This window comes from uncultured Coprobacter sp. (genome assembly GCF_947855755.1).
GTDB lineage: Bacteria > Bacteroidota > Bacteroidia > Bacteroidales > Coprobacteraceae > Coprobacter.
On sequence record NZ_CANUAR010000021.1, the window covers coordinates 23,459 to 38,006 of the forward strand.

The window sequence follows — 14,548 nt, forward strand, 5'->3', positions numbered from 1 at the left end:
ATATTCGACTATTTTACATAAAATTAGAATCCGGAATCGGTTCAGGTTTCAGTATCCGGAACTATATAACCTACAATCTTATAAATCTTGCATAGTTTAGGAAAAGGTCAGGTTCGGAAGAAAAATAAAAATTTTCTTCCGAACCGTTCAAAACCTATTTATTTAGATCTTGCATCCAAAGCTTCATCGATCAAGTACAACATAGCTTTAAAGTGAGCTTTTGTATCGGTATCGACAGCCCCCATTCGTGACTTCAATAAAGATTGAACACGTAAAAGTTGACCGAATAACAGATCTTTCGAATTATCTATACTTCTCAAATTTACTCTATATTGCCAACCGTAACCGTAACCGATCTCATCTTGAGCCATTTTGCGTGCGACAACACCTGAACCTTCCTTCATTTCCAATTCACGCAGGACATCTTTATAGCGTTCTACAACTCCGCTTTCATCCAGTCCCATAGAAATAATTTCGTCAACAGAAGGAGCATAAGCGGCAGCAACGCTATTTTCGTCGGTCAATCCCATTTTTTGTAAAGGCTTGGTTGTTTTACCTGCTACATACACAGCTCTTTCTAAGAAAAGACGTTGCAACATACGATCCGATTCGGGTACATGATTCTTCTTTATGGCACTTTCCCAAACTAAAGAATAAAGATCATCAAAATATTCTTTGGGAGAATATCCCTCTTTACCGGCAATATGAGACGAGAAAATAACATTGCTGTATGAGTTAAATAATTCAAGTCCAGTATAATATCTCATAATCGGAGCTAATCCGACTCTTAATCCGAAATTCTTTGTCACCTCTTCATTGTCTAACCAGTCGCAATTTTTCAACTCGTTTATCACCCATTTAAGAGCAGCTTTTTGTTTCGATTTTTCTACTGCCCGAACTCTTTCGCCCGGAGTACCAGCTTTCAGATCTGTTAAATAAATCCCCCCGATATTCAACATAACATGGCGGAAATAGCGATCATATTGTTTAGCCAAGTTCTCATAAGTCATTTCTCTGTACGAACCATCCGGATCCATTTCATCTGTTATCCATTCGTTCATGTGAGCAAGAATATATTTCAGATTCTTTACACCATAATCGGATGCCTTGATCGCATCATCGCCAAGATCTTCTTCCACAGCACTCGGATCGTAACGACCTGAAACTTGTTGTCTTCCGTAACGATAAAGCGGATCTCCGGCTTTTGCATCGATCATAGCTTCGAGATACGGAATCTCTTCCATCTCATCTTTTGCCTCAAATATCGGTTTATAAGCATATTCTACTAAATAATAGTCATATACACCCAAATCGGGAGGAGTCAGTTTAACTCCCTTATCTCCCGGTTGCGCAACATAATTGAAACGGGCATAATCCATAATAGAAGGAGTAGTTCCATACTTCTGCGTAAAGCTTGCCGAACGTAAAGAATCGACCGGGAAAGCAGCAGATGCTGCCATATTGTGCATAAATCCGAGACAATGACCGACTTCATGAGCTAAAATATAGGCAATAGATTCGGTAATCATATCCTCATCCATTTTCTTATTTCGTGCTCTTTCATCTACTTGTGCAGTTTGTACAAAACGCCATTGGTTTAACAACTTAACCACATCATGATAAACCAATACCGATGCATTGATAATTTCTCCGGTAGAAGGATCTACCCATGATGGTCCCATAGCATTCATAACTCGTGCCGGAACATAACGAATACAAGAATATTTTAAATTGTCCGGGTCAAAATTAGGATCATCTTTCGGAAAATCGAGAATCTGAATCACATTCTTAAAACCGATTTTTTCGAATGCTTTATTCCAGCGAAGAATACCCATACGCGCACCTTTAGCCCAAGCTGCAGGAAAAGCGTCATCTAAATAAAAAACAATCGGTTTCACCGGCTCTACCAATTCACCACGTAAATAAGCTGCCGTATCTTTAGGTTGCAAATTCCAACGGTGAATCATCGAATAGGTTTTGATAAAATCTTCATTTTTATCGAAATTCAAACGGTTTGTATTAAAAATACCTATTCGTGAATCTGAAACACGAGGACGCATTTTTTGCTCCGGTAAAAGAAGAATCGTACGTGTTACCTGAAATGTCACCGGAACATTCTGTGATAATGTGTACATGCCCATCAATTTTGTTGAAACCGAATAAGACATATACGATTTTATAGAAGCATTGTCTTCGAATGCCTTTATTCCCGTCACAGCCGATGCTTTAGAATTGAAAGTACCCGAGACACTTACTACACCGCCACCATTCGACATAGGAGATAACTGATCGTTCGACCCGGTAAAAAGAGTAGTCATATCGAATACGACAGCAGAACTATCCGGATTATAACAAAAAACAGGCATTGTATTTAAAATAGGGTCTAAAGTACTGATGTCTATCGCTTTCTTCATAGCTGCATCACCCTCATCATATCGAGGAGCGACATTTACTTTCGACATACAGATAAGACTGTCCATCTTGACAAATTTCACATACATCGGCGGTTTAGGTTTGTACCCGATCATCCCGAGATCTGTATCACTCGCACCTGAGATAGTAGAAGCAATCAAAACTTCCCGACCCAGATATTTTACCGGCATTTCAAAATAGATTTTCCCTTTAGTCCAATGTAATGTAAGGAAGTCTCCTTTCGCCGTTTCACAAGCTTTCGTCTTAAAAGTCCGTTTGTACTTGCTACTCTCTTTTTTCACTGAAGAATCTTTCGAGACTTCCGTTTTTTTAGACTTTTTGGATTTCCCCCTTTTGGCATAAACATCGGGAGATCCGAACAATAATACTGCCGACAGCAATATTAATCCAACTTTTCTCATTTGCACTTACCTATAATTTAATTATTAATCCTAAACATGTTCTATGATTTTCATAGTTAAGTTAAACAGCTAAAATACAGAACACGCCTTTCCTCTATTTCCAATTTCTAATATCCAAACAAAGGAGATTCCCCGTAATTCAGCGGGGATCTCCCTGTTTTTTCATATATATTTTTCAACTTTACGGAACTATTACCGAACACCGTTTATTACCGATTTTAACAATATATGAACCCGGTATGACTTTTATAGTTTCTACATTTTCGGACGCCTTACGCATTGTTACCAAAGCTCCATTCAAAGAGAATACCTCGATCATATCATTATTTTCGGTATTCAACACTTTAATCAAGCCGTTTCCGGTAGTTATGATTCTACCGCTTACTGTATTTTCGTTTACTCCTGCAGGAACAGTAATGTGAACATTTGTTGTTTTAAACATATTTGCAGTACCCGTAAATTTAGGATAAGCCGCCGTTGCCATAACGCAATACACACTATCAGCAAGTTCAGTTCCGGTAAATGTGAACACACCGTCTTTTTCTGTATAATCCACATCTTTTTGCAATGCTGTTCCGGCTGTCTTCAAACGCCACGTATATGTCGTAGTCTCTTCTTTATCCGACACCCCGAAAGCCTTCAATTCGGAAGAAAGATCGACAACCGTTCCGGCAGTAATATCTTTCGGCAACACATAAGGTGCTTGAGGTGCATAAGTAAGACGACTTGCTGAAGACATTCCTAAAGTTTTCTCAGGAAGAGTAGAAATTGTCAGTTTATTATTTTTCACATCCAATGTCGTTGTAGGAGCAACCCCTTCACTCGGCATAATTATTTCCTCCAAATTATTGCTACTTAATCGACATGGCCCTAAATCATTACATACCGAAAGATCGATACTTGACAACAGGTTTTCGCTTAAATTCAAATTATATAGATCCGGACAAGCGGTCAAATCTATACTTTCGAGGCTATTCCCATTTGCAGACAACCAAAATAATTTCGGGCAGTGAGTTACATCTAAAACAGATAATTCATTCTCTTCTGCATAGATATAATATAATTCTTCATTGTTCGTAACATCCAATTCTTTCAATTTATTAGTCGGAACTTTAAGAACTCCCAATTGAACAGCTTTCGCCACATCTACAGAAGTAACCTCTTGCTCATCTGCACCGAAAAACAGGGCATCATTGGCATATATCTTTATCATTCCTTTCGAAGTGCCCGTTAACTCAGTCGGTTTCATGGTATTTTGTCCGAAAACCGCAAGAGAGTCATTTATTTCTACAGTTTCTACCGGAATCCCATCTCCCCAATCAATGAACACTTTATGCCCGGTAGCACAACCAAGCTGTAATTCCACTTCTTCGACTTTTGTAGTATTTAATGTAATTGCAGCTTCTGTAGCAACTACCGAAAGATCTGTCTTGTAAGAATTTGCAGTACCTGTAAATTTAGGGAATGCATTAGTTGACATTACACAATAAATCGTATCCGATAACTCTTTATCAAACTTAAAGACACCCGCACTGACTTCAGTATAATCCGTTCCGGATGTTAAAACCGTATTGTCTTCCTTCTTTATCCACCTATAAGTAGTTGTTTCTTCTTTATCGGATAATCCCTGTAATGTCAATTCGGATGAAAGATCTACTGTTCCCCCTAATGCTATTTCTTTAGGCGATGGATACGGATTTTGCGGATAATAAGTATAAGATTTAGCTTTCGTAACAGGCAAAGTAGATAATTTAAAATAATTATCTTTCAACAGAACTTGTGTTAAATTGGCACTCGATGTCGGGAAAATTACCGAATTTGCAGCAGCGAATCTATTCCCTGACAACCGAAGGAATTTTAAACTTTCACACATTGAACAGTCGATATCAGTCAAAAGATTATTCGTTAACGCTAATGACGTCATTTTAGTATTAGCGCTTACATCGATCGTAGTAATTTTATTATCTGCAAGATTTACATTGGTAAGACTGGGACATCCCGTCAGCTTGATCTTGGCTATCGACATACCGCTTGCCAAAAGTTGCGTCAAATTAGGAGCATCTCCCAAAGTAAGGGTTTCAAGTTTATTATCGTCAAGATTCACATATTCTAACTGATTATTTTTCGATAAATCAATTGTCGTAAAACTGTTATCATTAACTTTAATATATCCCAAATTTGTTGCCCCCGTTACATCCAATTCAGTAATCTGTTGATCTGTATCAATAACAAAAAACTTAATATCATCTGCATAAATCTTTATTTTTCCACCATTTACAGGAGTTCCAGTAACAACAGTAGGATGAATTGCTGCAGAAGAAGCTGTCGGATAAACGGTCGCTGAATCGGCAATTTCTACCGTTTCGACAAGTTTTCCATCTCCCCAATCAATATGAATCGTATGAGCTGTTCTACAACCAAATTTCATTTCTATCACATCAGTCTTAGTCGTAGTCAATGTAATAGAAGGCGTAGTAGTTTCTGCATACATATGTGCAATAGAAAAAACACACAATAGAGCAGATAAGAGTAAACATCTTTTCATAAGCCTTAAGTTTTAGTTATTTAAGAATAAAATTAACACTATCAGAATCCTATTAAAACCTTATAATCTACAGATGTCTATATTAACGAACGTTTCTTTGGATTGTGGAAGAAAGATATTGTGTTGGTGAGGAAAAGTGGATATTGTCCTGAAAAGTAATTTCTTAAGTGCTAATGGAAAAAATGTCTTTAATAAAAAAAATCGTCCAGATTAATGTTCAATTAATTGGACGATTCACCTTATATATAATAAAATATTAGCATAAAAATACGCTAACCCGGCATAAACATTCAAGCCTAACGGCTACAAATATAATAAATTTATTTCTTTTCTTATCAAAAACATATTTTTTTGTGTAATATATGCTATACAGCAGCTATTTTATCAAGAAAAATGATAAAATATACACCATTTATGCAGAATTATGTTTTTATTCTTTTATTATTTTAATTGAAAGACTACATTAACCCGAGATTTCGAGTTCGAAAAAATAACACTATTATTTTTATTTACAATAAAGCAAAAAAAATCCCCGTAACCATTACAGTTACAGGGATTTATATATTAGTAATGTATTATATTACTTGCTCAAAGCCTGAGCCACGTCAACCGCGCAAGCCACTGTACATCCTACCATCGGGTTGTTACCGATACCGAGGAAGCCCATCATTTCCACGTGAGCGGGAACTGATGAAGAACCAGCGAACTGAGCGTCTGAGTGCATACGGCCCATAGTGTCGGTCATACCGTAAGATGCAGGACCGGCAGCCATATTATCAGGATGCAAGGTACGCCCCGTACCACCACCTGAAGCAACAGAGAAATAAGGCTTACCTGCCAATACACGTTCTTTTTTATATGTTCCGGCAACCGGATGTTGGAAACGGGTTGGGTTGGTAGAGTTACCTGTGATAGAAACATCTACGCCTTCTTTCCACATAATAGCCACACCTTCACGAACATCGTCAGCACCATAGCATTTTACTTTGGCACGAGGACCATCGGAATATGCAATCTCTTTAACCACCTTCAACTCTCCGGTATAGTAATCGAATTGAGTCTGAACATAGGTAAATCCGTTGATACGAGAGATAATTTGTGCAGCATCTTTACCAAGCCCATTCAAAATACAACGCAAAGGCTCTTTACGTACTTTATCGGCTTTTGCAGCAATTTTGATCGCTCCTTCAGCTGCAGCAAACGATTCGTGGCCGGCCAAAAACGCGAAACATTTAGTTTCTTCTCGCAATAACATTGCAGCCAAATTACCATGTCCGATACCGACTTTACGATCATCGGCAACAGAACCGGGAATACAAAATGCCTGCAACCCGATACCAATGGCTTCTGCTGCCTCTGCCGCGTTTTTACAACCTTTTTTCAGAGCAATAGCAGCACCTACAACATAAGCCCACTTCGCATTTTCAAAACAAATCGGCTGAGTTTCTTCACACGTTTTATAAGGATCGAGACCATAAGATTCGCAGATAGCATTTGCTTCTTCGATATCTTTAATTCCGTTTTCGTTCAATGCAGCAAGAATCTGTTTGATACGACGGTCTTGACTTTCAAATTTTACTTCTCTAATCATTATCTGTTCCTCCTTATATTATTCGTGACGTGGATCAATATGTTTAACTGCACCCTGTTCTTCAGTGAAACGTCCGTAAGTACCAGTTACTTTCTTCAAAGCTTCATTGGCATCCGTACCTTTCTTAATCTCATCCATAAATTTTCCGAGGTGAACAAATTCATATCCGCAAATCTCATCGTTCTTATCGAGAGCGATAGTTTTAATATAACCTTCCGCCATTTCGAGATAACGAGGGCCTTTTGCCAAAGTACCATACAGAGTACCTACCTGACTACGCAGACCCTTACCAAGATCTTCTAAGCCAGCTCCGATCATCAAACCGCCTTCAGAGAAAGCTGACTGAGTGCGTCCGTAAACAATTTGCAAGAAAAGTTCACGCATAGCCGTATTGATAGCGTCACATACAAGGTCGGTATTCAACGCCTCAAGAATAGTCTTTCCGGGAAGAATTTCAGAAGCCATAGCTGCCGAATGAGTCATCCCCGAGCAACCGATAGTTTCTACCAAAGCTTCTTGGATTACACCATCTTTTACATTCAAAGTCAGTTTACACGCACCTTGTTGCGGAGCACACCACCCCACACCATGAGTCAAGCCTGAAATATCAATCACTTCTTTGGCTTTTACCCATCTACCTTCTTCAGGTATAGGAGCCGGACCATGATTAGGTCCTTTTTTTACAACACACATGTGTTCTACTTCGTGTGAATAGATCATAATAATTCGCTCTTTTTATTTATAAAATTTAAAGCCATTAATAAGCACCGCAAAGTTAGAACTTTTCCCGATTTTAACAACATATATACTTGAAGAAAAATCAGAGCAATTGACATCAATTTAATGTCATCATTAAAATTTAAAATAAATGTTATCGAGTAAACACAAAATTTTTCTACATTTGTATTATATTCACATTACTATTCACACACTAACTACATCATGAAAAAATTAATTTCAGTTCTGCTAATTTTCATTCCCGAGATTTTATTCGCAGCGAATAAAGAGTGGAAACCGGGATATGTTGTCACTACTCAAAACGACACAATAGAAGGATATATCGCCTATCGAAAAAGCATGGAAGATCAAGAAAAATGCTTGTTTAAAAAAGAGATGCGATCTCCAGAATTTAACTATACTCCGAACGAATTGATCTCATATCGATACGATGACGGACTATGTTTTCAAAGTAAAAATATAAAAACAGCTCATCTCAACGGAAAATATTTCGTAGAATGTTTATTGGAAGGAATTATCAATTTATATTGCGCACAAATAGATTATTCAAAAGAAATGGATGATCAAAAATCATTCGGGCCTATCGTCTCTGCATTCTTAGCCGAAATCCCGGAAGAAGATAGTTGGGTTGAGATAATCTGTCCGGCTGATATTTTCAACGACCAACTGGAATCGAAACGAAACGACAAGAAATTGACCAGCCTTTTTATAAATCAAATAGAGAAATTGAAAAACGATATACCTAAATCAAGTTATAACCGAGATAAGATGATCGCTCTGTTCAAAAAATACCATGACCTCGTATGTACAGACAAAGATTGTGTTATATATAAAGAACCCCATAAAAGACCTTCTCAATTTTTGACTTGTTTCACAAGTTTCGGATTTCAAAAAAGACGAGCAACAGATATACTCGATCCAGAGCAAGAAAATTTTCTCTGTCCCATGGTACATGTCGGAGTGACATATAGCCATAGCCTCAATAAATTCACAGACAGGCTTCGATTAAATGTCGCACTTGGTCTATTCTATCTGAATGCTAAAAAAAACACCTATTACAACAAAATATTTTATCATCCCGGATATGAATTCACAGATAATGAAGGAAATGTTACAGGACCAAAAACATATCACGATATAGAATACCATTATTTATTCCGTACTTTAGGGATATATAATCAAATCAGTGTAGAAGGCAGATTGATGGCCAAAAAGAAAATACAACCTTTACTTGAAATAGGGTTCTATCAACAAGTATATATTCCGGTAAAAAACAAACTCGACATATCTGTACGAGAGTTAGGACACAATATCAATTCAATGGAATATCCCCACTACATTGTCGGGATAATTGCTTCAGTCGGAATATCCATAAACAAAGAAAAGTATCAAATTCCCATAAAGATAAACACTTATCTCCCATTTACCGAAAGTATAGACAGGCCGATGGAATTACGGACACAATTCAGCCTCTCTATCGGATATACGTTCAGCATCGGAAAAAATAACCGATAAATTTCAACGGCATCTCGTTATATCCATTATTAAAACGGTTACAGATCCATACGATGTGCAATCGATTTCATTTTTATTTTTTGTCAAATTGATAAAAGCTCTTTTTGCATTCTGAAAAAAATTGACGAAATTTGTGTCGCTTTTGTAAGATTGACAGTAGTTTTAATTATTAACACAAATAAATTCTCAATTACAATGAAAAAAAGTGCTCTGCAAATAGCTCGTGCAGCTTATCAACCGAAGTTGCCTAAAGCGCTTAAAGGGTCTCTCAAAATCCAAGAAGGAGCTCCGACCCAGTCTGTAGCTGACCAAGATGCTATTGCGAAATTATTCCCCAATACTTACGGAATGCCGGTATTATCATTCATAGAAAGTAATGAAGTAAAAAATTATCCGGCAATTAATGCAGGAGTTATACTTTCGGGCGGACAAGCTCCCGGCGGTCACAATGTAATTGCCGGCCTTTTCGACGGATTAAAAGCACTGAACAAAGACTCCCGCTTATATGGATTTTTATTAGGACCGGGAGGTCTCGTCGATCACAAATATATCGAACTGACCCAAGATATTATCGATGAATATCGGAATACCGGAGGTTTCGACATTATCGGTTCAGGCCGTACAAAACTCGAAACAGAAGATCAATTCGATAAAGGTTTACAAATTATTAAAGAATTAAATATCAAGGCCCTCGTTATTATTGGAGGGGATGATTCCAATACTAATGCTTGCGTATTGGCAGAATACTACAAAAAAAACAATACGGGTGTACAGGTAATCGGTTGCCCCAAAACAATCGATGGAGACCTCAAAAACGAAATGATCGAAACTTCTTTCGGATTCGATACGGCTTGTAAAGTTTATTCCGAAGTTATCGGAAATATCCAACGTGACTGCAACTCTGCAAAAAAATATTGGCATTTTATTAAATTGATGGGGCGTTCGGCTTCTCATATTGCATTGGAATGTGCATTACAGACTCAACCAAATATCTGCATCATCTCGGAAGAAGTAGAAGCCAAAAACATGTCATTAGACGATGTTGTGACATATATTGCAAAGATCGTTGCCGACCGTGCGGCACAAGGTAATAATTTCGGAACTGTCCTTATCCCAGAAGGATTGATCGAATTTATCCCGGCAATGAAAAGACTTATCGCCGAACTGAACGACTTCCTTGCACACAATAGCAATGAATTTGCTATGATTAAAAAATCCGAACAACGAAATTATATTATCAATCACCTTTCTCCTGAAAATTCGGCTATTTATGCAAGCCTTCCCGAAGGGGTTGCCCGTCAACTGTCTTTAGACCGCGATCCTCACGGAAATGTTCAAGTATCATTGATCGAAACTGAGAAATTGCTTTCAGAAATGGTCGGTAAAAAATTGGCCGAATGGAAAGCGGAAGGCAAATACAGTGGTAAATTCGCTGCTCAACATCATTTCTTCGGATATGAAGGCCGTTGTGCTGCTCCTTCTAACTTCGATGCCGACTATTGCTATTCATTAGGATACACAGCAGCAATGTTGATCGGTGAAGGCAAGACCGGATACATGTCTTCGGTACGTAATACTACCAAACCTGCAGATCAATGGATTGCAGGCGGTGTTCCTGTAACCATGATGATGAATATGGAACGTCGCCACGGAGAAATGAAACCGGTTATACAGAAAGCATTAGTAAAATTGGATGGCGCACCTTTCAAACATTTTGTAGCACAGCGCGAACAATGGGCTAAAGAGACTTGCTATGTTTATCCCGGACCGATCCAATACTTCGGACCGACAGAAGTTTGCGACCAGCCTACAGAAACTTTGAAATTGGAACAAGCATAAAGAATATTATTCTTTGATATGAAACGAGCCTTATTTCAGTTAGAGAAATAAGGCTCGTTTTATATATTAAAAGCCTGTTATTCCATTTCTTTAAACGATCGGTCAGGTCATAAAAAATACGGAGAATAAAAATATCCTCCGCATTTTTCTCAAAACATATACACTTATTTATCTCTTAAACTGTGCTCTTACGAAATCAAGATATTCTGTTCCATAACCATCACCGTAAGCCGGATCGGTAGGCTCTATTGCCGTATTGGTATTCCAATCGTTAAACGAATCGACAAATACGATAGGATGTTTACCTAAATTACGTTTGGCCACATTACATAAAGTCTTAAACGTATCTTTGTTGCGAACAACCAACGGGTACTGAGCATAATTTTGCAGATTCTCTACATACCAATTAAATGCAGGAGAAACTGTCGGAATAAATTCGTGCCCGAAGTTGCTGGACAAGAAACTCTGGAAATAAGCCCAGTTCTGGTCTATCAGTTGCGGGTACATCTGCGAACGGTTATAATTGGTCTGTTTATACATCGTTTCACAACACAACGCATCTACATTACCTACAAAATAATATTGATAACGTCCCGGAGGACTAAAAGCACCCTGACGAGCGACCAAGAACATATCATACCCTCTTTCTTCTTTCACATAAGCCCTCATATCGGCATATAGCTTCTTACTATCTAAAGAATGAGTTTTATCAGCAGCAATAATAACGACCATCGGTTTCCCGTCAACTTTAAAATAATTAGGATCGCTAAAATAATCGGCAATGCGCTTGAAGATATCATTAAAACGCTGAAGCCGTGTTTGATACTTCAAAGGACGAGTAGAAACCACATCTTGCACCTCTTCAACACGCCCTCCTTCTTCAGCTTTTAAAGCTGTCGGTTGATTATTAAAATTATTCATATTCACCGAAATCACGTACTTCAGTCCCTTTAAATCGACAAGAGCACCACAAGCCGGATCATTCGCCGCCTTTCCGGTTACATCACGACGTCCTGTCACCACGTTAACAAATGCAGTATCTCCTAACACATTAGGATATTTACCCATCGAAGTATTGCAATTCGGTAAAATGAAAAAGTCCAGTCCCGCCTGTAATGCCCAATCTACTTGCTGCTGAGCTATAGCGATAAACTCCTCATTATTCGGGTTCATCGGATAAGGAGCATCTGTGGCTTTAGATCCTTCCTCCGGATAATTCACAGAAGACAACATCGGTATGACATTCGCTCCTAAAATAGAGTTGGCATAATCTAAAGGTTGTTTCAACCGCGCATATTTTTCCGCATTAAGACCACCGCTACCCAAATTCATATAATAAGCTCCTAACTGCAGACCGGCAGGCGGCTCAACATCAGGAATTTCATAATTCAGAAAATAATCATCTATACTGGGTCCGTCATCCTTCGCACAAGAAGAAAACATCAATAATCCGGCACAGAGATACAATCCTATTTTACTATTTCGTTTCATTCTATATTGATTTTATGTGTTCTAACTTATACAAATATTATTACCAATAGGGTGTAAACTCAACTTGTTTAATCACCTTCATATCGATATACTTGCCAAATTCCGTAGTATCTTTGATTGCCGGAAATTCTTTCTTTACACCCTCCAAGAAATGATCCCAATCTTTACCATACCATTTTTGAGCAAATTTAGAGCTGTATACAACTGTACCCCTTGCCCATTTTGCATCTCCGGCTGCAGTATCGAATGTTTTTGCAAATTGCAATAAAGTGAAAAAGTTATCTCCCCAATGATAAATAGGTGATGACTGCGGTGAATTGGCTTGCAACAAATCGATAGCCTTATAATATTGCACCTTATTTTTAGTAAGTTCTTCTGTCGGATAAACCAATCGTTCCGGAATATAATCATAAGTCGTTTTCGAACCTTCCGGCAAATTATTAACAGAAGCATAGAAATAAGGAGGATAGTTCATTACCCTTGTACGACGCTCCAAAGTCCACGCAGCATGGCCATTAAAGAAATCAGCCAAATAACGTTGTTTCCATATCTGCTCTAAGTGATTTTCATCACCGCCTTCTCCATTAACTTCAACCTTGTAAATACCCTGATAATCATATATACCTTCTCCGTTCGTATTCCATTTCACTCCATCCTGTTCATAATAATCGGAAGCGCCCGATACTCCCCATTGATCGAACGACGCAATAATACCTGCTTTATAATAATCTTCAGCAGATTTCGCGCCCAATCCATATTTAATTTTAGCCTCGGCAGCAAGAAAGTTAGCATCTGCCGCTGTCAAAATCGGATGAAATGCATCCATTTTAACAAGATCATAAGCGACCTTCGAATAAGTATCTCTACTAACATTGGCACTTGAGAACGGGCTTGGAATTTTATTGACACCGTCATAAGTACCTACTTCCCACGCACCTGTCGTAACCGGAGAATATTCTTCACGAGGACAATACGGAACTTTGTAAGTAACAATCATAGAGTCCATCATCAATTCATGTCCCTCAATTACACTTTGACGAAACAATGTATCCCGTACTTCAAAACGATCTTCAAAATCAAACGTTTTCTGACAATATGCTTCCAAACGCGGGTCATTGAAAGATCTCAGCCAAATAAAGAAGTAGAGGTTGACATTCGGATAAGAATCGATATTATTCGGCTTTGTATCAAGTTCTTTCAAAAAACGAGTATAATACCAAGATACATCGACATCTTTCTGAGTTCCCCATCTCGGACACATATTGTCTTCTACCGTCGACATCAACAGATCTTCCCGTCCCATACTTGCCTGAATAGCCTGAAACGAACGTTCGGGAATTGCACTTTGTGTATTCATCGCCACTTCAAGGCGCAACGTATTGGCGAATTTCAACCAACGAGTCATATCGCTTTCATTTCCAGAAGCATAATATACCGGATCTTTTTCAAAACCGCCTTTATTCAAATCGATTTTACTAATCGCGTCATCGAGCATATTCAGCACTTCTGTATAAATCGAAGCTTCAGAATCATACCGGAACTCATTTAAATCGGCATTCAAAGCATCCTGCATAGGCATAGGACCGAAAGAAGAGGCCATGAAGTAATATACGTATGCTTTCCAGATTTGAGCGATCTGCACTCTATTTATAGCCTCCGGTATATTTTTTTCCTTATCGATACCAATTTGCAGATTTTTCAAAATATCAACATACATTTTAGTAAATGCACCGCTCGTGTTATCTTTATCGCTCGGGCCTCTGAAAGTAAGGAACGAATAGCGGGAAAACCACATAAAGTAGTTATAATTCAGCTCCGCCATACAATCAAGGCTCTTGTAAATCGTCCCCGGAAACACATCCTGCAAGCGAACATTATATATTTTATTAGGATTTGTATTAGCTTCCTCAAAACGGTCTTCACAAGAAGTAATTCCTGTAAAAAGCAAGAGTCCGGCTAATAAATACATTATTTTTTTCATATTCATCTCTATAT

8 protein-coding genes are annotated in these 14,548 nt (G+C 38.2%); 2 read left to right on the top strand and 6 right to left on the bottom strand.

The window, feature by feature from the left end; translation table 11 throughout:
* Positions 1–158: 158 nt before the first annotated feature.
* The 4 genes from Q0093_RS11145 to Q0093_RS11160 form a co-directional block, all read right to left on the bottom strand.
* Positions 159–2,834: a zinc-dependent metalloprotease gene (locus Q0093_RS11145; RefSeq protein ID WP_294178416.1), complete on the bottom strand. Its 2,676-nt coding sequence runs from the start codon at positions 2,832–2,834 to the stop codon at positions 159–161.
* Positions 2,835–3,015: 181 nt separating this feature from the next.
* The gene (locus Q0093_RS11150; protein WP_297930426.1) at positions 3,016–5,379 is read right to left on the bottom strand and encodes a hypothetical protein; all 2,364 of its coding nucleotides are present in this window, start codon (positions 5,377–5,379) and stop codon (positions 3,016–3,018) included.
* Between the two features lie 580 nt (positions 5,380–5,959).
* A complete protein-coding gene (locus Q0093_RS11155) occupies positions 5,960–6,970 on the bottom strand; it encodes a GGGtGRT protein (RefSeq protein ID WP_122337708.1) in 1,011 nt (336 codons plus the stop codon).
* 18 nt (positions 6,971–6,988) lie between these two features.
* A complete protein-coding gene (locus tag Q0093_RS11160; RefSeq protein ID WP_009317717.1) occupies positions 6,989–7,690 on the bottom strand; it encodes an iron-sulfur cluster assembly scaffold protein in 702 nt (233 codons plus the stop codon).
* A gap of 222 nt (positions 7,691–7,912) precedes the next feature.
* On the opposite strand from Q0093_RS11160, the gene Q0093_RS11165 reads away from it, so the two are divergent.
* Together Q0093_RS11165 and Q0093_RS11170 are read left to right on the top strand one after the other, a co-directional pair.
* Positions 7,913–9,223 carry a hypothetical protein gene (locus tag Q0093_RS11165; RefSeq protein WP_297930430.1) on the top strand — a complete coding sequence of 437 codons (1,311 nt, stop codon included), beginning with the start codon at positions 7,913–7,915 and terminating at the stop codon, positions 9,221–9,223.
* Between the two features lie 195 nt (positions 9,224–9,418).
* Complete coding sequence (locus tag Q0093_RS11170; protein WP_294178407.1) at positions 9,419–11,062, top strand: diphosphate--fructose-6-phosphate 1-phosphotransferase; 1,644 nt, start codon at positions 9,419–9,421, stop codon at positions 11,060–11,062.
* Between the two features lie 168 nt (positions 11,063–11,230).
* Here Q0093_RS11170 and Q0093_RS11175 read toward each other — a convergent pair whose 3' ends face one another.
* Together Q0093_RS11175 and Q0093_RS11180 are read right to left on the bottom strand one after the other, a co-directional pair.
* Positions 11,231–12,553 carry a glycoside hydrolase family 99-like domain-containing protein gene (locus Q0093_RS11175; RefSeq protein WP_297930433.1) on the bottom strand — a complete coding sequence of 441 codons (1,323 nt, stop codon included), beginning with the start codon at positions 12,551–12,553 and terminating at the stop codon, positions 11,231–11,233.
* Positions 12,554–12,593: 40 nt separating this feature from the next.
* The gene (locus tag Q0093_RS11180) at positions 12,594–14,534 is read right to left on the bottom strand and encodes a SusD/RagB family nutrient-binding outer membrane lipoprotein (protein WP_297930435.1); all 1,941 of its coding nucleotides are present in this window, start codon (positions 14,532–14,534) and stop codon (positions 12,594–12,596) included.
* Positions 14,535–14,548 lie beyond the last annotated feature (14 nt).